Consider the following 19,328-nt stretch of genomic DNA (forward strand, 5'->3'; position numbering starts at 1 on the left):
CTTTTTATAACCGATCGGCATGGAAGAAAAGCCGACGGACAAAATCGCCCATCAGCTTTTCCTCTCGAAGCGATCCCCTCCGGCTTCCGATCGCGTTATCGGTTGAGCAGGCTGCCCACGTAACGGAGCAGCTCGTTGGAGCAAATCGGGCAGTACCCGTGATCGTCGATCAGACGCTTCGTCACCTCGTTAATGCGCTTCAGCTGGCTTTCGTCCGGCGTTTTGGTGGAGGTCGTAATTTTGACGATGTCCTTCAAATCGGCGAACAGCTTCTTCTCGACCGCTTCGCGCAGCCGTTCGTGGCTCGTGAAATCGAACTTTTTCCCTTTGCGGGAATACGAGGAGATACGGATCAATATTTCTTCGCGGAACGCTTTTTTCGCGTTTTCCGATACGCCGATCTGCTCCTCGATCGAACGCATGAGCCTCTCGTCCGGATCCATCTCCTCGCCGGTCAGCGGATCCTTGATTTTCGTCCAGTTGCAGTACGATTCGATGTTGTCGAGGTAGTTGTCGAACAGCGTGCGGGCGGACTCCTCGTAGGAGTAGACGAACGCCTTCTGGATTTCCTTCTTCGCGAGCGAATCGTACTCCTTGCGCGCGACGGAGATAAAGTTCAAATACCGCTCGCGCTCTTCCTTCGTGATGGACGGATGCTGATCGAGACCGTCCTTCAAGGCGCGCAGCACGTCAAGGGCGTTGATGCACTGCGTATCCCGCTTGATCAGCGCGCTGGATATCCGGTTGATGACGTAGCGCGGATCGATGCCCGTCATGCCCTCTTCCAGGTATTCGCTCTGCATTTCCTTCAAATCGGCTTCCTTGAAGCCCTCTACCTCTTCCCCGTCGTACATTCGCATCTTCTTCACGAGATCCATGCCCTGCTTCTTCGTTTCCTTCAGCCTCGTAAGGATGGAGAAAATAGCGGCCGCACGCAGCGCATGCGGCGCAATATGGATATGCCTCATGTCGCTCTGCGAGATGAGCTTCGCATAAATTTTCTCTTCCTCCGACACTCTCAGGTTGTACGGCACCGGCATGACGATCATCCTGGAATGGAGCGCCTCGTTCTTCTTGTTGCTGATGAACGATTTGTACTCCGATTCGTTCGTATGGGCGATGATGAGCTCGTCGGCGCTGATCAGGGCGAAGCGCCCGGCTTTGAAGTTGCCCTCCTGCGTCAACGACAGCAAGTTCCATAGAAACTTCTCGTCGCATTTGAGCATTTCCTGAAATTCCATCAAGCCGCGGTTCGCTTTATTCAGCTCGCCGTCGAAACGGTAGGCGCGCGGATCGGATTCGGAGCCGTATTCCGTAATCGTCGAGAAGTCGATGCTGCCCGTTAAATCCGCGATATCCTGCGACTTCGGATCGGACGGGCTGAACGTGCCGATGCCCACGCGGTTGTCTTCGGATATAAAAACGCGCTCGACGAGCACGTTTTCGATATCGCTGGCGTACTCGGTCTGCAGCCTCATCTGGCACGACGGACATAAATTTCCTTCGATGCGGACGCCAAGCTCCTTCTCGATCTCCGGCCGAAGCTCCTGCGGTATAAGATGAAGCGGATCCTCGTGCATCGGGCAGCCCTTGACCGCGTAGACGGCGCCGCGCTGCGTCCTGGAAAATCGCTCGAGCCCCTTTTTCAGCATCGTGACGATCGTCGATTTGCCCCCGCTGACGGGACCCATCAGCAGCAGGATCCGCTTCCTGACGTCAAGCCTGCGGGCGGCCGAATGGAAGTATTCCTCGACCAGCTTCTCGATCGCGCGGTCCAGGCCAAATATTTCCTGCTCGAAAAATTTATACCTCTTGCGGCCGTCCTTCTCTTCCACCCCGTACGATTCGATCATTTCGTAAACGCGAGAATGTGCAGTCATGGCCGGGGCCGGATCCTTCTTCAGCAGCTCGATATATTCCTTGAACGTCCCCGTCCAAACCATTTTCTCGCTCTCCGCCCGATAATCCGATATTCGTTTAAATATATCCATTCCGTTCCTCCTCCCATCGCTTCCGCATTCCAACTCCTCGTTCTTCGCCAGGGATCGGTTACTATACGTTCTATCGAGTCATTCCAACTTTTACTGAAGTATTACAATTCTATGCTTATTCGAAACGGAAGTTGCCCACTATTTTTGTCCTTCATCCAGCAAAATCCGACAAGTCGGCGGCGACGTTTGCTATAATGGCGGTATGGGAATCAGACAGGAGAACCGGGAGAGGAGCATTCGAAATTGGCCGTTTCACGCGAGGAGGAGCTATATCATCCGATCAAAACGCATTACGAGAAGCTTGGCTATGTCGTCAAGAGCGAGGTGCTGCACTGCGACCTCGTCGCCGTCCATTCCGAAACGTCGGAGACGGTTATTGTCGAAATGAAAAAAACGTTCAACCTCGCCCTGCTGCTGCAGGGGATCGAACGTCTGCGCCTGAACGGCGACGTCGTGCTCGCCGTCGAGCGCAACCGCAAGAAAAGCGGCGCCCACAACCAGCGCTTCGGCGATCTTACGGAGCTGTGCCGGCTGCTCGGTCTCGGCTTCATGACCGTCACCTTCTACAAGACGAAGCCCCCGGTCATCGAGCTGCTGTGCGAGCCCGGCGACCCGCCGCGGCGAGGGGTCAGACGAAGAAAACAGGAGCGGCTGCTCATGGAGTTCCGCGAGCGAAGCGGCGATTACAACGTCGGCGGCGTGACGGGCCGCAAGCTCGTAACCGCCTACCGGGAGAAGGCGCTCCGCTGCGCGTATGCGCTCTCCTTGTCCGGCCCGCTCGCTCCGAGAGAGGTGGCGGCCATTACGGGCTACGGCCGGAGCGGCCAGACGCTGAGGGATAACTATTACGGCTGGTTCGAGCGGATCGGCCGCGGAAAGTACGCGCTGCGCCCCGCAGGCGAAGCCGCGCTCGCCGAATACGGCGAAGTTCTTGCGGAGTGGGCCGCTTCGATCAGCTCCGCGCCGTAAATTCGCCGATCGCTTCCGCGAGCCTCTCTACGCCAAGCTTCGTGCGCTCGCCGGCATGGCAAGCGAAATTCAGCCGTATGCAGTTGCGTCTCGGGTGCTGCGCGTAGAATTGGCCGCCGGGAACGAACGAGACCCCTTTGCGAATGCTTAGCCTCAGCAGCGCCTCCCCGTCCAAGCCGTCGGGCAATTCGAGCCATAAGAACAGGCCGCCCTTCGGCTTTTGCCAACTAACGTCCCGAAGCCCTTGCCGCAGAAGCTGCTCATGCATTTCGAGCATCCGCTCGCCGCATGCTCCGGCGATCTGGCGGATATGCGCGTCCAGATCGAAATTCTCAAGCAGACGGCTCAAAATTTGCTGGTCGAACGCGCTTGAATGCTGCCCGGCGGCCTGCTTCATCTTCGCGGCCATCCGGATGACGCCGCTGTCGCCGATCGCCCAGCCGGCGCGAAGCGGGGGCGCCACCGTACCGGAGAACGCGCTCGCATAGAAGACCGTCCCGCGCTCCGCTCCGCCCTCCAGCGCGAACAGCGTCGGAAGCCGCTCGTTCGGCTCGAATACGAGATCGCCGTACGGATCGTCTTCGATGATCGGTATCTGATAGTGCTTGCACAGCGCCAGTAGCTTTGTTCTGCGCTCCAGGCTCCACACGCGCCCCGTCGGGCTTCCAAATGTCGGAGAGGCGTACATCAGCTTCGGACGGTGCTCGAGGATCAGCCGCTCCGCGTCTTCGGGAACGATGCCTTGCTCGTCGCTCTCGGCTTCGATCGCCTTAAGCCCGCGCAGCGCGAATAGCTGCAGCCTGGCCGAGCTGGTCGGCTTCTCGACCAGGACGGCGTCGCCGGGTTCCGCAAGGACGCTGACGAGCAGGTCGATCGCCTGCTGCGACCCGGCCGTCACGATCATTTGCTCCGGCGTCGCCGCCATTTGCCTCGCAGCCATGCGGCCGCAGAGCTGTACCCGCAGCGGCGCATACCCTTCCGCCGCCCCGCCATGCAGCGCGCCGGCGCCGCCCGCGATCACGCGGCCTGCCGCCTCGCGAACCGCATGGGCCGGGAACAGCTCCTCCGCCGGCCATTCGTCCGCGAACGAGATGACGTCCTTCCCCTGAGACAGCTTCAACCTATCTCGAACCGACGGCGGCTTAAGCCGCGATGCCATGCTTGAAAACCGATATTCCATGCCGCGCTTCCCTCCTCATGATCGATTCATTCTCCGCTTATCAATAGTGTATGTTAACAATGTGTTCACAACATTTAAAGTTTTCTTTTTTCCCCGCGTTGGTTATAATAAAGACAGCTTATTGGAGGTGCAGGACAGATGAACTTTATTATTGTCATGACTGTGTTCGCGTTGTTCATTACGGCAATGCTGACCAGCTCCTACAATGACGACAAAACAAAAGGACTATAAGCGGCTTCCAGGCTTATATGCAAAACAAATGAAGCTTCCCGGCAGAGCGCGACGGCTCTCGTTCGGGAAGCTTCATTTCGTTTCGTTGGTGAACGGACGCCCGCTTAACGCTGCAGCTCCGCCATTTCCTCCATGCACTCTCCGCAAATGTAACGTTCCTTGAATTCGCTGACGTCGGCCATCGAACCGCAGAACACGCATTTCGGGCGGTAACGCTCCAGAATGATATGGTCACCTTGGACGAAAATTTCAACGGGATCGCCCTCGTTCATGAGATAACGTTTGCGCAACGATTTCGGAAGCACGATTCGGCCGAGTTGGTCCACTTTTCTTACAACGCCTGCTGGTTTCATCTTCTCACCTCTTCTATGTCTGGTTTCGCAAGCCGCATTTGAGAAACCTTTGCGTTATAGTGTTTCGATGACTTCTCGGTTTTTCCTGCCCAAATTAATAATTTCTTAGTATTCTGCAATAATTACATTCTTTTAAGTAATTATTTCCATATTTGCGCAAAACGGTTATAATCGACTACGTTAATCCAGGGAATTGATTTTGTCTAAGCGCTTCATACAAAATAATCGCCGCGGAATTCGACAAATTTAACGATCTTACCTTGTCCGTCATTGGCATCCGGATGCACCGGTCCAGATTGGCGTCGATCAGCTCCCGCGGAAGTCCCTTCGTCTCTTTGCCGAATACGAAAACATCGCCGTCCCGGTATTCGAATTCCGTGTACGTACGCGTCGCTTTCGTGCTCGTGTAGAAAAACCGCCCCTCCGGAAATTGCGCCAGCACCTCGCCGAACGAATCGTGATACTCGATGTGCACGGAATGCCAGTAGTCCAGCCCCGCGCGCTTTAACGTTTTGTCGTCCGTATCGAAGCCAAGCGGCCTGACGAGATGCAAATGCGCGCCCGTCGCCGCGCACGTTCTCGAAATATTACCCGTATTTGCAGGGATCTCCGGCTCTACCAATACGATATGAAATGCCATAATGGATCGTCCACCTCTCGTTTTTTGCTCATTTGGCTATGTACCGCTTCTTTACAATTTTACACCCATTTTACGTACCGTTAATCTAACGCATAACGTCCGCCTTCATAATAAGCTTAGAACAGGCGGAAACATGAAGGAGAGTTGAACAATGCGAAAAAAGATTTTAGTCGTGGATGACGAGCCTTCCATCTCCATGCTGATTGAATTTAATTTGAAGCTTGCGGGCTTCGACGTGCGCTGCGTCGGCGACGGAGAAGCCGTATTCGACATGTTAAAGCCGTTTCGCCCCGACTTGATTGTTCTAGATCTCATGCTGCCCAAGATGGACGGAATCCAGGTATGCCGGGAGCTGCGCAAGCAGAGCAACGCCGTACCGATCGTTATGCTGACGGCCCTTCAGGACGTTACCGATAAAATCGCCGGTCTCGACAACGGCGCCGACGACTACATGACGAAGCCATTCAGCCCGCAGGAGCTCGTCTCCCGCATTCAGGCGATCTTCCGCCGCGTGCAGTCGCTGCCGGGCGCAGCCGACGAAACTTCCTTCGACATCGGCCGCCTGACCGTGCGGGTCGAGCAGCGCGAAGTGTATATGGACGGCAAGCCGGTCGAGCTGACGCCGAAGGAATTCGAGCTGCTGCTTTTCCTGTGCCGGCACAAAGGGAAGGTGCTAAGCCGTCAGCAGCTGCTCCACGGCGTATGGGACTATCACTTTCTCGGCGATACGCGAATTGTCGACGTCCATATCAGCCATCTGCGCGACAAGATCGAGAAGAACGCGCGGACGCCTGAATATATCATGACCGTCCGCAACGTCGGCTATAAGCTGCATGGTCCCAATTTGGCGGAAAGCTCGCTCGGATAAGCGATGCGGACTTTTGATTCGTTGAAACGCAAGACCGCCCTTTCCTTCTATTTTGAAGGAGAGGGCGGTTTTTTATCATGCCATCGTACCTGAAGCCTTCGTTTATCCGTTCCGCTTCTGGAAATCGACCATGAACTGGGCTAGCGCCTGGCAGCTTTCGAGCGGCACGGCGTTGTAGGTCGACGCGCGGAGGCCGCCGACGTCGCGGTGCCCCTTCAGGCCGACGAAGCCTTCCTGCTCCGACTCCTTCACGAACTTCTTCTCCAGCTCCTCGCTTTGGATGCGGAACGTGATATTCATAAGCGAGCGGCTTTGCGGCTGCGCGCAGCCGTTGTAGAATCCGCCGCTTTGATCGATCGCGTCGTAGATGAGCTTCGTTTTGTCGCGGTTGTACTGCTCGACCTGCGTGACGCCGCCCTTATCCTTAATCCATTGCAGCACGAGGTTTACCATGTACACCGAGAAGGACGGCGGCGTGTTGTATAGCGAGCTGCTCTTCGAGTGCGTCTCGTACCGGAACATCGCCGGGATCGTCTTCGGACTTTCCTTCACGAGGTCGTCGCGGATAATAACGACGGTTACGCCCGAAGGGCCGAGATTTTTCTGAGCGCCGGCATAAATGACGCCGAACTTGCTCACGTCGATCGGACGGGACAAAATGTCGCTCGACATGTCCGCGACCAGCGGAACGTCGCCGGTGTCCGGGAATTCGGCGAATTGCGTGCCTCCGATCGTTTCGTTCGAAGTCAAATGCAGGTAGGCCGCGTTGCCGGGGACGACGATTTCCGACATCGACGGCATGCGCATGAACTTGTCGGCTTCCGTCGAAGCGGCTACGACCGTGTCTCCGACCAGCTTCGCTTCCTTAAGCGCTTTGTCGGCCCATGCCCCCGTCATGACGTAAGCGCCCGGCTTACCGGGACGAAGCAGATTGAGCGGCAGCATCGCGAACTGCGTACTTGCGCCGCCTTGGAGGAGCAGGACGTGATAATTGTCCGGAATTCCGAACAATTCGCGAAGAAGCGCCTGCGCCTCGTTATTCACCTGCTCGTATAACGCGCTCCTGTGGGACATCTCCATGATGGACATTCCCGCGCCCTTGTAATCGACGAATTGCTCCTGCGCCTGCTTCAGCACTTCAAGCGGTATTGCGGCTGGTCCTGCATTGAAATTAAATGCTCGTGTCATAATTCGGTTTCCCCACCTTCGATTCTTTAGGTCTGCTATGGCTATGATAGCAATTTTACTAAGCTCCATCAAGTCCATTTCATGTATTTCCCGCACAAAAAGTCGAACATATGAAGAATATCCGACATAAAATATTCGGATTTTCCTGACATCATGTCAAAAAAAAGAAGAGCCTCCGTAGAGGCCCTTCATCGGTATGATTAGCAGTCGTAGTACAGGCTGAACTCGTGCGGATGAACGCGGATTGCGACGGCTTTCGCCTCTGCGCGCTTGATCGCAACGTAGTTCTCGATAAATTCTTTCGTGAATACGCCGCTTTCGGTCAAGAAATCGGAATCCGCTTCAAGGGCGCTAAGCGCTTCGTCGAGCGTGCCAGGAACGCTGCGGATTTCTTTTTTCTCTTCTTCAGGCAGTTCGTAGATGTTTTTGTCGAACGGACCGTAACCAAGAGCAACCGGATCGAGCTTGCGCTTGATGCCGTCGATGCCCGCAAGCAGCATGGCCGCGAACGCGAGGTAAGGGTTAGCCGTGTTGTCCGGCGTACGGAACTCGATGCGGCAGCCTTTTGGCGTTACCGCTGCGATTGGAATACGGATGGCAGCGGAACGGTTGCCTTTCGAGAATACAAGGTTAACCGGCGCTTCGTAACCAGGCACGAGGCGTTTGAACGAGTTCGTGCTTGGGTTCGTGATCGCGATCAGAGCAGGAGCGTGGTACAGGATGCCGCCGATGTAGTGCATAGCCAGCTCGCTCAAGTTCGCGTAAGCGCCTTTGTCGTAGAACAACGGAGTGTCGCCGTTGAAGATCGACGTATGAACGTGCATGCCGCTTCCGTTGTCGCCGAACAATGGCTTCGGCATGAACGTTGCCGTTTTGCCGTATTGGCGAGCCGTGTTATGAATGACGTATTTGAATTTCATCAGGTTGTCGGCCGTTTTGGTCAACGAGTCGAAACGGAAGTTGATTTCCGCTTGGCCAGCCGTAGCCACCTCGTGGTGATGACGCTCGACGCGAAGGCCCGTTTCCTGGAGCAGGCGAACCATTTCGCTGCGGATGTCTTGCTGCGAGTCAACCGGAGCTACCGGTACGTAGCCGCCTTTAACCGCGACTTTGGAACCGAGGCTGCCGCCTTCTTCTTTGCGGTTCGTGTTCCAAGCCGCTTCTTCGGAGTCAACGACGTACGAGGAAGCGTTCATCGAGCTTTCGTAGCGAACTTCGTCGAAAATGAAAAATTCAGGCTCCGGAGCGAAGAAAGCTTGCGTGCCGATGCCGGTCGTTTGAAGATATTCTTCAGCCTTCTGGGCGATGCTGCGCGGGTCGCGGTCATAGCGCTCGCCGTCCGGCGTATAAATGTTGGACATTACGTTCAAAGTCGGATGATCCGTGAAAGGATCGATGAAAACGGACTCCGGATCCGGCATCATAACCATGTCGGATTGCTCGATTCCGCGGAAACCGTGAATGGAAGATCCGTCAAAAGCTACCCCGTTTACGAAAGTATCAGCGTCAACCTCAGCCGCAGGAAGGGTGATGTGGTGCGCATGACCCAGAAGGTCCACGAAACGGAAATCCACGAACTGAATGTTGTTTTCTTTAATAAGGTCCAAAACGTTTTGCACTGACATGAATAATTTCCTCCATTTCCGAACATTTGCTTATTGTGGAACATCTATTGTTCAATAATTGCTCCAAACCATGACGTTATTATAAAACTACCGTTTCAACTCCGTCAATAGCTATGTCAGGTATTTTTTATCCGTATGTAAGCTATACTTACAAGTTTCAACGGAAGTTCACAATTGGCTATTTCGCACAAAACGAAAAAAGCCGCGCGGACATTGCTGAGCAATGTCCGCACGGCCTTCATGTCCAGTCGGCAAGCTAAATTTTCCATTCCTTGAACGCTTCCGCCGGCGCTTTCGGCGTATCGAATACTTTGCCGACGATCGGCGCGAGCTGCTCCAAATCCTTGAGCAGGTTCGCGAATTGATCCGGGAACAGCGACTGTACGCCGTCGCCCGTCATCGAGTTGTCGGGGTCCGTATGCATTTCGACGATAAGCCCGTTCGCCCCGGCCGCGACCGACGCTTTGGACATCGGCTCGACGAGCTCGCGGCGGCCGGTTCCGTGGCTCGGATCGGAGATGACCGGCAAGTGGCTGAGTCCCTGCAGCACCGGAATCGCCGACAGGTCGAGCGTGTTGCGCGTGTAAGTCTCGAACGTTCGGATTCCGCGCTCGCATAACATAACATTCGGATTTCCGCCCGCCAGAATGTATTCCGCCGCGTTGAGGAATTCGTCGTACGTGGCGCTGAAGCCCCGCTTCAGAAGTACCGGCGTCTGGATCGTGCCGAGCTTGCGGAGCAGATCGAAATTTTGCATGTTGCGCGTTCCCACCTGCAGAATGTCGGCGTATTCCGCGCACACGTCGACGTATTCCGGCGTCATGACCTCCGTAATCGTCAGCAGGCCGTGCTTGCGCCCCGCTTCCGCCATCATGACGAGTCCCTCCACGCCCACGCCCTGGAAGCTGTAAGGCCCCGTGCGAGGCTTGAAGGCGCCGCCGCGCAGCACCTGGCCGCCCGCCGCCTTGACGAGGCGCGCGATCTCGTCGATCTGCTCCGGCGATTCGACCGCGCAGGGGCCGCCCATGATGACAAGGTTGCTTCCGCCGATTTTGACGCCTTTCATATCGATGACGGTATCGTCCGGATGGAAGTCGCGGCTCGCGAGCTTGTAGGACTTCGAAATTTTGATGACGTTCTCGACGCCCTTCATCGAGCGAAGATGCTCGGCAAGCGTTGGCTCCGCTTTCCCGATGATCCCGATGACGGTACGGTCCGTTCCCCTCGATACATGCGCCTGCACGCCCGACCTTTCGATATGGGCCACGATTTCCGAGATTCTCTCTTCCTCGATGTTCGCTTTCGTAATGACGATCATACGGATCACTCCTATTGGTTTTATTATGTCGTTTCGGCTTGGCTTGGGTTGATTTAGCTTGGCTCTCTCGCCATTTCCATTCACGCTTCAACGCTTATACGCTTTATAGCTTTTAGGCTTTTATGCTTTTAATCGATAAAGTAAATATACAGCAGATGCCGCTATTCGTCAACCCATCATAACAAAATGAAAATAAACGAATTGGTTCGGCTTCCTTGCGATCCCGTTACTGGCGCTTGACGCCTTTACGCTTATTAGCGTATGTCTGTGGCTCGGGAGAAACGAGGAGGCGCAAACCGCATCGGTTTAAGAGAGGATTCCATAAAGTGAAAATCTCGCCGCCCGCCATAACGTTTCCTTCGCGGGGACGAGATTTTCCTCCCTGTCATTTCCACTGCGTCATTGAGGTGCACTATTCTCCCTGCGCCGAAGCCGTCTGAGGCGCCCCGTCCGCCGACTTCACGCGCACGTTCGGAAGCAGCTTGTTCCTGTTGACCGTACGGCGGATTTCCCAAGTGTCGGGGTTATGATGGTCATACTGCTCCAAATACGAAATGACCTCTTTCGTCAGCGGCGTCGGCGTCGACGCTCCCGACGTTACCGCGACCCGGTCGATGCCCGCAAGCCATTCCCGCTTGATCTCCGATACGTCGGATACGCGGTGGGCCTTCACGCCCGCGATCTCTTCGGACACCTGCGCCAAGCGGTTCGAGTTGTTGCTGCGCGGATCCCCAACGACGATGCAAAGCTGCGCTTCGCCGGCTTGCTTCGCGACGGCCTCCTGCCTGACCTGGGTCGCGAGGCAAATTTCGTTGTGCACCTCGGCGGCCGGGAATCGCTCCGTCAGCCGATCGATGATATGGCGTATATCCCATTGCGACATCGTCGTCTGGTTGGTAATGATCAGCTTCCCGGCGTCCGGCACTTCGAGCGCGGCGATCTCCTCTTCCCGCTCGATCAGGTGGACGCGGTCCGGCGCGACGCCGATCGCGCCTTCCGGCTCCGGATGCCCCTTCTTGCCGATATAAATGATATGATAACCTTCCGCGGTCTTCTCGCGGATCAGATCATGCGTCTTCGTCACGTCCGGGCAAGTCGCGTCCACGACGGACAGCCCTTTCTCTCTCGCTCGCCTCCGCACCTCCGGCGACACGCCGTGCGCCGTAAAAATAACAGTGCCCGATTCGATTTGATCCAAAATATCCAGCCGGTTCGCGCCGTCGAGCGTAATGACGCCTTCCCGCTCGAACGCTTCCGTGACGTGAGCGTTATGGACGATCATGCCCAAAATGTAAATGGGCCTTGGCAGCTCCAAATTTTTTGCCGTTTGCAAGGCGAGCACCATCGCGTCCACGACGCCGTAACAGTAGCCGCGCGGCGATATTTTAACGATTTCCAATTTCCAGCACCTGCTTTCTGACCGGATGTACGCGCGAGTCTCTACTCCTCTATTTCATCCGTTCCTTCTATTATAGTCGAAGGAGAGGTATCGGGCAAAGTAATCGGCAGCCAGATCGTAAACTTCGTGCCGTCGCCTTCGCGGGTCGTCACCTCCACGGAGCCCTTGTGCTCGTCGATGATCCACTTGGCGATCGACAAGCCGAGCCCCGTTCCGACCGTGACGCCACGCGATTCGTCCGCCCGGTAGAAGCGGTCGAATATGTGCGGGATTTCGTCCGGGTTCATGCCGATCCCGGTATCCTGGACGACGAACCCGATTTGCCCTTCCCGGCGCACCGCGCTTAGCTCCACGACTCCTTCCTGCGTGTACTTAAACGCGTTCTCGATGAAAATAAACAGCAGCTGCTGCAAATAATTGGCATTGGCGGTCACGGTCACGCCGCGCATGGCGGACAAATCGCCGACGCGCCACTCCGCCGTGCGGGGAAGCAGCTGCGCCCGGCGCACGACCTCCTCGGTCAACGGCATAAGCTCCAGCGGTTCCTTCTCCATCGTATAGCCGGCGTCGGCCCGGGCAAGCGCCAGCAGGTCGTTCACGAGCGTGCTCATCCGCTTCGCTTCCGCGGAGATGTCGCTCATCGCTTCCTTGGACATTTCCCAGCGGTCGCTGTCCAGCGGCAGCCACTCGCCGTTGCTCTCGTTCCGATTAGAGGCGCGCACCTTCTCCCACATCCGCTCGAGCAGATCGATGTTGCCGCGAATCGTCGTCAGTGGCGTCCGAAGCTCATGCGAGGCGTCGGAGACGAATCGGCGCTGCGCCTTGTACGCTTCCTCCAGCTCGTTATAGGCGAGCTCGAGCCGCGCGAGCATAACATTGAGCGTGCTGACGAGCCTTCCGATCTCGTCCTTCGGCCCGATGGCGGGAATCCGAACGCTGAGGTCGGAGCCCTTCTCGATCTGGTCGGTCGCGCGGATGACGCGCTCGATCGGCCGGAGCGCCTGGCGGGCGATGAACAGCCCGACGGTGAACGCTATCAGGACGACAACGATAGATGAGAAGATTAGAATCGTTCGGAGGCCGCTTAGGAACCGTTCCTCGTTGTGGGACAGGACGCCGATTTGAAGTAGACCGACCAACGTTTCTTTCCCGTTTATTGGAACAATTATCGGGCGTTGGTACGTGAGCATGTCATATTTGTATTTGTTGACTTCAACCTTGGTTTTGACGAAGCCTTCTTTTGGGTTTTTTGATGCTTCCACATAGGGGATGGAGAAATTGTTGTATCTCAAATTATCCGATAACCAAATGGCTCCTTCACTGTAGTTAACGACCTGTACATAAATATCTTTTTGACCGAAGGATCTATCATCTGTATATAAAGATAAATTGAGCTCATCAAGGAAATTCATTTTAGATTGGATGTGAATACTGCTGTTCTGCACCCTAAGCTGTTCCTTCAAATCACCAAAAGTGTTCCAATTAACGAACAAGTAAATGACAACGCCGAACAACAGCAGCGTCCCCGCCAGTAGTCCGGAATACCAAAGCGTAAGCCTCAGGCGGATGGACATCGGTTATCCCGCCTCTCCGCGAAGCACGTAGCCGGTGCCGCGCACCGTCTGGATGATGCGCTTCTTCCCGCCTTCCTCGACCTTCTGGCGCAGCATCGCGATATAGACCTCAAGCACGTTCGATTCGCCGCTGAAATCGTAGCCCCATATTTTCTCCATGATCGCGTCGCGGGTCAGGACGCGGCGCGGATTTTGCATGAACAAGAGCAGCAGGTCGTATTCCTTCGACGTCAGCTCGATGCGCTGGCCGGAGCGGATCGCTTCGCGCGCGTCCATGTCCAGAATCAAATCCTCGTAGACGAGCTGATTGCCGGCCGTTTCGATTTTGTCCGCTTTGCGCCGCAGTAAAGCCCGTACCCTCGCCAGCAGCTCCTCCAGCGCGAACGGCTTCACCAAATAATCGTCCGCGCCGAGGTCGAGTCCCTTGACCCGGTCGATCACGTCGTCCTTCGCCGTCAGCATCAGAATCGGCACCGCGCTGCCGCCCTCCCGCACTCTGCGGCACACCTCCCAGCCGTCCACCTGCGGCATCATCACGTCGAGAATGAGCAGATCCGGCTCCGCCGTCAGCAGCGCCTTAAGCCCCTCCAAGCCGTTGGAAGCCGTCGTCACCTCGTATCCTTCGAACGCCAAGCTTCGCCTAAGCAACGATATGATTTTTTCGTCGTCGTCCACCACTACGATATGCGGTCTCATCGCCCGTTCCCCCTTGTCTATTGCAGCAAAAAGCGCAGAGCCTGCTACTCTCTGCGCTTTCGCCCGTTTATATCATCCGCCGCGTCAAGCGTTAGCCGGCAGCGTTAAACGTATTTTTATCGCCGATTTCGACTTCCAGGTCCATTGCCGTGCCTTTGCGGACGACGTTCAGCTTCGCTTTATCGCCGACTTTTTTCGCTTGGATGGCATCGATGAGCGCCTGCGTGTTGCCGTACTTCTTCCCGTCGATGCCCGTAATGACGTCGAACTGCTGCAGTCCTGCCATGTACGCCGGCGAATTGTAGTATACATTACGGACGATGGAGCCTTCAACCTTCTCCATGCCGAGCTGCTTGGCGATTTCTTCCGTAACGTCTTGAAGCTCGGCGCCGATGAACGGCGCGGCCGGCTTCGGAATTTCCTTGTTGTTCTTCAAGTTGTCCAGCACTTCGTTAATCGTGCTTGTCGGAATGGCGAACCCAATGCCTTGCGCCTGCGAGCTGACGGCGGTATTAATGCCGATGACTTCGCCGTTCACGTTCAGAAGCGGACCGCCGGAGTTGCCCGGATTAATCGAGGCGTCCGTCTGCAGCAGATGCTCGTAGTTGCGCTCGCCCTGCGCGTCTTGAATGTCGATCGGACGCTCCTTCGCGCTGAGCACGCCGACCGTTACCGTATGGTCGAACCCGTATGGGTTGCCGATGGCCACGACCCAATCGCCGATCTCAATGTCGTCGGAGCTGCCGAGCGGAAGCGTCGGGAACGCTTGGTCGCCCGTAATTTTGATGACCGCCAAATCGAGCTCGTAGCTGGAGCCGAGCAGCTCCGCCGTGAACGGCTTGTCGTAGCCTTGCACGATGACCTTGATTTGATCGGAATCGCCGACGACATGCTGGTTCGTCAGAATGTAGCCCGTCGATTCGAAGAAGAAGCCGGTGCCGATGCCGCTTTGCTGCATTTGGCCGTCCTCGTTCGATTCGGGCTGCGTCGTGCCCGGATAGTCTTCGCCGAAAAACTGGCGGAAGAACGGATCGTCCAGCAGGCTGCTGCCGCCCGAATTGCGCTTGGCCGTATTCACGTACGTCTCGATCTTCACGACGGCCGGGCTCGCGGTTTCGAACAATTGCGATATATTGTCCGGTCTCGCCGCGACGGCGGCCGCCGTAGAACCGCTTCCCGCCGTCGAAGAGCCGGCGCTGCCGGATCCGGACGATTCCGACTCGCCAGCTGTCGTCTGCTCCGCTCCCGTGAACCAATTTTGCAAGTCGGCCGTGTACATGAGCGCCCCGACTAACACGACGCCTGCCAGGAAAGAAGAGAAAATCGCCTTGAACGACGTGCGGCGCGGCTCCCGAACCTGCCAAGAGCCCTTGGCCGTTTGCGGATTGAACGACCGGACCGGCGACTGCTTGCGCGCTTGCGCCTGCTCCTCTTCCGTCACGGAGCTAAGCCGGCTCTCGGCTTCCGTCTCCTGCGCGTAAGACGGTCTGACGGACCCGGTCGTGCCGTACGGCAGGTCTTGAATAATTTTCGGTTTGTCCTGGGGTCCAGCACCACCCGGATGGCCGCTGCTCCGCTCGTCGTCCCGCGCGCTCGGCCGGAACGGTCCGTAAGAGTAATAGTAGGACGGCTTCGCAGCCTGCTCCTCTCCGTCCTCCTGCTGCGAATAACGCTCGCCCGTTCCGCTCCCGCCGTCGTCTTGTCTGTCATCCGGCTTGCGGAAAAAATCGTCGTACCCCTTTTTGTTGTCCTGATCGTCCATGAACGGTCTCCTCCTTGAATCTTATTCCATTAAGCATCCGAAGAGCTCGCTCCCGAATGTTTGTCAGTTGATTTATTTCTATCATGCACATTCTACCTTAAAACAAACTTAAAAGGAATTTAAACAGAAATAAAAAAAACGTTCCAAGTGAAATACTGGAACGTTTTCCGAAGCGGCCGGGCGGCCAAGGCTTACCCTACGAGCAGACGCTCCACCTCGTGCAGCGCGTCTTTGGCCCGGTTCACCCAGCTCGGCTCGACATGCGCATCCGGGTCGGACGGCGACTGGAATTGGTCGAACATCGCGCCGAACACGCGCATCGACGCCTCGGGATCGTTGCCCTCTTCATAGAGATGCTTGAGGACGTAAGGCTTTCCCAGCCTGATGATCGCGTCGTTATCGGTATCGTCGTTGTCGATGTTGCCGACGATGACCTCGAACGGGATACGCAGCCATACTTTATGCGCCTCGTCGAGCGGCTTGTCGAAGGAGCCCCGGTTATAGTCCCAGTTGCCGCCCAAGGCGAACTGCCGCTGCTCCAGAAGCTCCTTTGTATCCAAAAAATGCTGCTCCCGTGACTCGAGCACGGATGAGATCGGTATCATGGCGGTAGCTCCTTTTTGCTTGTATGCTGACTAGCTAACAGCTAATAGGTAGTATTCCCTCCATCATTTTGATTATGTGCGATTCGCCCAGCCTTTGCGGTGGGCGAGCACCGCAAGCTGCGTCCGGTCCTCCAGCTCGCACTTCATCAGCAAATTGCTGACATGCGTCTTGACCGTCTTCACGCTGATATGGAGCTCCTCCGCGATTTCCTTGTTCGACTGGCCGTCCGCGATCAAGAGCAGCACTTCTCTCTCGCGCTCCGTCAAGTCCTCGTCGCCCGATTGGGCGGTTCGCTGGCGCAGCCCTCTCGTAAGCGCCTGCGACACGTCGGCCGTCATGACCGGCATGCCTTTGAAGGCGCCGCTGATCGCATAGATCAGCTCTTCGGCGGAGACGGTTTTGAGCACGTAGCTGACGGCCCCCGCTTCGATCGCCCCGTATACCTTGTCGTCTTCGAGGAAGCTCGTCAGCATGACGATTTTCATATCCGGGTATTGGGCCATGATTTCCCGAGTCGCGTCGATCCCGTTCATGCCGGGCATCATCAAGTCCATGAGAATAATGTCGGGCATCGCATCCGCCGAGCATCCCTTCAGATGGTTCAACGCTTCCCGGCCGTCGCCCGCCTCCGCAATTACCTGCAGCTTCGGATCCAGCATCAGGTACGTTCTCAGCCCCGTCCTGACCATGTCGTGATCATCGACGATCATCACTTTAATCGCATTCAAACCGCTCATTGTGCATGCTCTCCCCGCAACATTTTTGGTATCGTGACTTTCACTCTCGTACCGCTTCCCGGCTTGCTCAATATTTCCGCGTCGCCGCCCAGCTTCTGCGCCCTCTCCTGCATCGTCGACAGCCCGTAGGACCCCCGCTTCACCCCGTCGGCTTTGAACCCTAGCCCGTCGTCCTGCAAAATCATGACGACCTGCCGCTCGTTGTCGGACAGCGTAAGCGTGCAGCCCTTCGCCTTGGCATGCTTGACGATGTTCGCCATTGCCTCCTGGGCGATCAGAAAGAGCTGATGCTCCTTCGCCTCGGACAAGCGCTCCTTCAGCCGCCATTCCAATTCGCCCTGCAGGTTGTTCTGCCGGCAGTAATCGGGAAACCATTTGTCCAGCGCTTCGTACAGCGTGCGGCCTTCCAGCTCCATCGGACGCAGCATCGCGATGAAGTTGCGCATCTGCTTCTGCGCCAGGTTCGACATGTTGACGAGCTGCTCCATGACCGCGTCGGCTCTCTCCCGGTCTATCTGTTGAAGCTTCGGCAGCGAAGAGGCGCACATATGGATCGCGAACAGCTGCTGGCTGACCGTATCGTGCAAATCTCTGGCCAGCCTCTTCCGTTCTTCGAGCACGGCGGCCTCGTTCGAGGCCGATTCGCTCATGACGTACTCCTCGCCGCGCATTTGCAGCCATTTCATCTTCTCTTCCATCTGCTCGGCAAGCACGTTGAACTCGCGGTAAACCTCGACGAACGAGTTTTGCCCGCTCTCCGTAATTCTGACGCCGAAATTGCCGTTGGACGCCTGCTTCAGCGACAAATGCAGCGTATCGATGCGTCGTCCGATGCGCTGGGCGGCCCAATAGCCGAAACCCGTGCTCACAAGCAGGAAGACGGAGGCTGCCCATAGGCGCACTTCCGTCTCTTTGAGCTCGCCCGCCAGTCCGATCCACGCCGCCGCCGCAAGCACGAGCGATACGACGGAGGCGGCGACGAACATGCCGATTAACTCCCACTTCCCGCTTCTTAAGAAACGGACCATCATCGCCGGTTCACCCCACCTTCGTCACGCGAACGTCGCCGATGAACGTGCTGACGACAAGCTTGATCCGTTTTTCCGATTCCGAGTAGTACGGCGATTGAATGTTGATATTGTTGAACATGCCGCCTTCCTTGCGGTCAAGCACCTTCACGTCGCCGATGAAGGCGCTGGAGATGACCTGCACGGCGACATCGAAATCGTTCGGAACGAACACCTTCACGTCGCCGATAAAGGAGGAGATGCAAATCCTCGTCTCACCGGGGGATACCTGCGCCTTCGTGAGGTCAAGAACGGTATCGCCTATAAAATGCGAGACGTTAAGCGGCTTCAAATCCCAATAATCGTGGCCGATATGAATGTCCCCGATAAAGCCGGAGCGGGTCTGCGCCTTCGAATCGCCATGATTCCACCACTCGACGTGCTCCTTGTGATGATGCTTCCATTCCTGGAAGTTCTTCTTAGGGGGAGACGGTATTTCTTCGTACGCCGCGTCCTTCGAATAGCTTGGCGGCGCGTCCTGCTTCGCTGTTCCCGGCAGCTCCTTGGACAAGTCGATCGGCTCCTTCGTCGGATCCGGATGAAGCGGCGGCGCGGGCGGCACCGGCGTCTGATCCTGATACGGACGATATGACTTCCATTCGTCAGAAGGCGGTCGGTTGCGCCGCGATTTCGGGCGCCAGATGAGATTGATTCCGACCAGAATGACGACAACCGGCCATATATAAGGAATAATGTCGCCTAACGACCAAGCGAACCATTCCAGGTTTTTTCCGAGGAAGACGAAGCCGACGAGAATGACGATGGCCCCCCACCAGTTCGATCCGCCCCCGTACGAACGTCCCTTCAGCAAGCCCTGAATGCCGACGACGATAAGGATGACGGGCCAATAGGTCTTGAAGAGATCGCCGATATCGAAGGTCACGTGACCCGTTTGTTTCAATAAAAAGATTACGCCTACCGCAATGATGATTAATCCGGTAAACAACCGGCTCGCGAAATTTCCGTTCAAACAGCCCCAGCTCCTTATCGATCCTGCAAAGTTTGATAGCTTTAGTATAACGGACGGCGCATGCTCAGCAAAGGGACGGCCGATTGAAATCGGCATCGGTCTCTAGACCGAGCCGTTTTCGTTGATAATTCCGCATTTAAACCTGACATGCGTT

General features: G+C 56.3%; 17 protein-coding genes. 2 read left to right on the forward strand and 15 right to left on the reverse strand.

Features of this window, described 5'->3' with window-relative positions; translation table 11 throughout:
- Positions 1-95: 95 nt before the first annotated feature.
- The gene (locus IDH41_RS26320) at positions 96-1,991 is read right to left on the reverse strand and encodes a PrkA family serine protein kinase (RefSeq protein WP_190866496.1); all 1,896 of its coding nucleotides are present in this window, start codon (positions 1,989-1,991) and stop codon (positions 96-98) included.
- 243 nt (positions 1,992-2,234) lie between these two features.
- On the opposite strand from IDH41_RS26320, the gene IDH41_RS26325 reads away from it, so the two are divergent.
- Entirely contained in the window at positions 2,235-2,960 is a 726-nt protein-coding gene (locus tag IDH41_RS26325; protein ID WP_190866498.1) for a DUF2161 family putative PD-(D/E)XK-type phosphodiesterase, read from the forward strand.
- Here the strand turns inward: IDH41_RS26325 and IDH41_RS26330 are convergent.
- From IDH41_RS26330 to trmL, 3 genes are all read right to left on the reverse strand, one after another.
- A complete protein-coding gene (locus tag IDH41_RS26330; RefSeq protein ID WP_190866500.1) occupies positions 2,944-4,140 on the reverse strand; it encodes an aminotransferase-like domain-containing protein in 1,197 nt (398 codons plus the stop codon). The two genes, IDH41_RS26325 and IDH41_RS26330, sit on opposite strands and share 17 nt — an antisense overlap.
- A 335-nt stretch (positions 4,141-4,475) precedes the next feature.
- Positions 4,476-4,724: an AbrB/MazE/SpoVT family DNA-binding domain-containing protein gene (locus tag IDH41_RS26335; RefSeq protein WP_190866502.1), complete on the reverse strand. Its 249-nt coding sequence runs from the start codon at positions 4,722-4,724 to the stop codon at positions 4,476-4,478.
- A 175-nt stretch (positions 4,725-4,899) separates the two neighbouring features.
- Positions 4,900-5,364, reverse strand: coding sequence for a tRNA (uridine(34)/cytosine(34)/5-carboxymethylaminomethyluridine(34)-2'-O)-methyltransferase TrmL (gene trmL, locus IDH41_RS26340; protein WP_190866504.1), 465 nt, complete (start codon positions 5,362-5,364; stop codon positions 4,900-4,902).
- Positions 5,365-5,515: 151 nt separating this feature from the next.
- Here trmL and IDH41_RS26345 point away from each other — a divergent pair, with 151 nt between their 5' ends.
- Positions 5,516-6,232, forward strand: a complete 717-nt coding sequence (locus IDH41_RS26345) for a response regulator transcription factor (RefSeq protein ID WP_190866506.1) — start codon at positions 5,516-5,518, stop codon at positions 6,230-6,232.
- 102 nt (positions 6,233-6,334) lie between these two features.
- Here the strand turns inward: IDH41_RS26345 and serC are convergent, their stop codons facing one another.
- The 11 genes from serC to liaF all read right to left on the reverse strand — a co-directional run bounded on the left by serC (position 6,335) and on the right by liaF (position 19,174).
- Positions 6,335-7,420, reverse strand: coding sequence for a 3-phosphoserine/phosphohydroxythreonine transaminase (serC, locus tag IDH41_RS26350; RefSeq protein WP_190866508.1), 1,086 nt, complete (start codon positions 7,418-7,420; stop codon positions 6,335-6,337).
- A gap of 200 nt (positions 7,421-7,620) precedes the next feature.
- Positions 7,621-9,045, reverse strand: a complete 1,425-nt coding sequence (glnA, locus tag IDH41_RS26355) for a type I glutamate--ammonia ligase (protein ID WP_190866510.1) — start codon at positions 9,043-9,045, stop codon at positions 7,621-7,623.
- 256 nt (positions 9,046-9,301) lie between these two features.
- Positions 9,302-10,363, reverse strand: a complete 1,062-nt coding sequence (aroF, locus tag IDH41_RS26360; protein WP_190866512.1) for a 3-deoxy-7-phosphoheptulonate synthase — start codon at positions 10,361-10,363, stop codon at positions 9,302-9,304.
- Positions 10,364-10,775: 412 nt separating this feature from the next.
- Positions 10,776-11,762, reverse strand: a complete 987-nt coding sequence (locus IDH41_RS26365; protein WP_190866514.1) for a 4-hydroxy-3-methylbut-2-enyl diphosphate reductase — start codon at positions 11,760-11,762, stop codon at positions 10,776-10,778.
- Positions 11,763-11,803: 41 nt separating this feature from the next.
- The gene (locus tag IDH41_RS26370; RefSeq protein ID WP_317890824.1) at positions 11,804-12,901 is read right to left on the reverse strand and encodes a sensor histidine kinase; all 1,098 of its coding nucleotides are present in this window, start codon (positions 12,899-12,901) and stop codon (positions 11,804-11,806) included.
- Between the two features lie 438 nt (positions 12,902-13,339).
- The gene (locus IDH41_RS26375) at positions 13,340-14,032 is read right to left on the reverse strand and encodes a response regulator transcription factor (RefSeq protein ID WP_190866519.1); all 693 of its coding nucleotides are present in this window, start codon (positions 14,030-14,032) and stop codon (positions 13,340-13,342) included.
- A 91-nt stretch (positions 14,033-14,123) separates the two neighbouring features.
- Entirely contained in the window at positions 14,124-15,794 is a 1,671-nt protein-coding gene (locus IDH41_RS26380) for a S1C family serine protease (RefSeq protein ID WP_190866521.1), read from the reverse strand.
- A gap of 191 nt (positions 15,795-15,985) precedes the next feature.
- On the reverse strand, positions 15,986-16,399 hold the full coding sequence (locus IDH41_RS26385; RefSeq protein WP_190866523.1) for a YugN family protein: 414 nt from the start codon (positions 16,397-16,399) through the stop codon (positions 15,986-15,988).
- Between the two features lie 72 nt (positions 16,400-16,471).
- Positions 16,472-17,137: a response regulator gene (locus IDH41_RS26390; RefSeq protein WP_190866525.1), complete on the reverse strand. Its 666-nt coding sequence runs from the start codon at positions 17,135-17,137 to the stop codon at positions 16,472-16,474.
- Positions 17,134-18,168 (reverse strand): sensor histidine kinase, encoded by a 1,035-nt coding sequence (locus tag IDH41_RS26395; protein WP_190866526.1) that lies wholly within the window; start codon positions 18,166-18,168, stop codon positions 17,134-17,136. The genes IDH41_RS26390 and IDH41_RS26395 overlap by 4 nt, the downstream gene beginning before the upstream one ends.
- A gap of 7 nt (positions 18,169-18,175) precedes the next feature.
- The gene (liaF, locus tag IDH41_RS26400) at positions 18,176-19,174 is read right to left on the reverse strand and encodes a cell wall-active antibiotics response protein LiaF (RefSeq protein WP_223830084.1); all 999 of its coding nucleotides are present in this window, start codon (positions 19,172-19,174) and stop codon (positions 18,176-18,178) included.
- Positions 19,175-19,328 lie beyond the last annotated feature (154 nt).

The sequence above is a fragment of the Paenibacillus arenilitoris genome, from assembly GCF_014705655.1.
In the GTDB taxonomy this organism is placed as follows: Bacteria; Bacillota; Bacilli; order Paenibacillales; family Paenibacillaceae; genus Pristimantibacillus; species Pristimantibacillus arenilitoris.

What these genes read in the sequence shown, in the direction of transcription:
- IDH41_RS26390 (WP_190866525.1), bottom strand. Translation starts at nt 17,137, where the DNA reads ATGAGCGGTTTGAATGCGATTAAAGTGATGATCGTCGATGATCACGAC.
- IDH41_RS26395 (WP_190866526.1), bottom strand. Translation starts at nt 18,168, where the DNA reads ATGATGGTCCGTTTCTTAAGAAGCGGGAAGTGGGAGTTAATCGGCATG.
- serC (WP_190866508.1), bottom strand. Translation starts at nt 7,420, where the DNA reads ATGACACGAGCATTTAATTTCAATGCAGGACCAGCCGCAATACCGCTT.
- IDH41_RS26335 (WP_190866502.1), bottom strand. Translation starts at nt 4,724, where the DNA reads ATGAAACCAGCAGGCGTTGTAAGAAAAGTGGACCAACTCGGCCGAATC.
- IDH41_RS26320 (WP_190866496.1), bottom strand. Translation starts at nt 1,991, where the DNA reads ATGGATATATTTAAACGAATATCGGATTATCGGGCGGAGAGCGAGAAA.
- trmL (WP_190866504.1), bottom strand. Translation starts at nt 5,364, where the DNA reads ATGGCATTTCATATCGTATTGGTAGAGCCGGAGATCCCTGCAAATACG.
- IDH41_RS26345 (WP_190866506.1), top strand. Translation starts at nt 5,516, where the DNA reads ATGCGAAAAAAGATTTTAGTCGTGGATGACGAGCCTTCCATCTCCATG.
- IDH41_RS26380 (WP_190866521.1), bottom strand. Translation starts at nt 15,794, where the DNA reads ATGGACGATCAGGACAACAAAAAGGGGTACGACGATTTTTTCCGCAAG.
- IDH41_RS26375 (WP_190866519.1), bottom strand. Translation starts at nt 14,032, where the DNA reads ATGAGACCGCATATCGTAGTGGTGGACGACGACGAAAAAATCATATCG.
- glnA (WP_190866510.1), bottom strand. Translation starts at nt 9,045, where the DNA reads ATGTCAGTGCAAAACGTTTTGGACCTTATTAAAGAAAACAACATTCAG.
- IDH41_RS26385 (WP_190866523.1), bottom strand. Translation starts at nt 16,399, where the DNA reads ATGATACCGATCTCATCCGTGCTCGAGTCACGGGAGCAGCATTTTTTG.
- aroF (WP_190866512.1), bottom strand. Translation starts at nt 10,363, where the DNA reads ATGATCGTCATTACGAAAGCGAACATCGAGGAAGAGAGAATCTCGGAA.
- IDH41_RS26330 (WP_190866500.1), bottom strand. Translation starts at nt 4,140, where the DNA reads ATGGAATATCGGTTTTCAAGCATGGCATCGCGGCTTAAGCCGCCGTCG.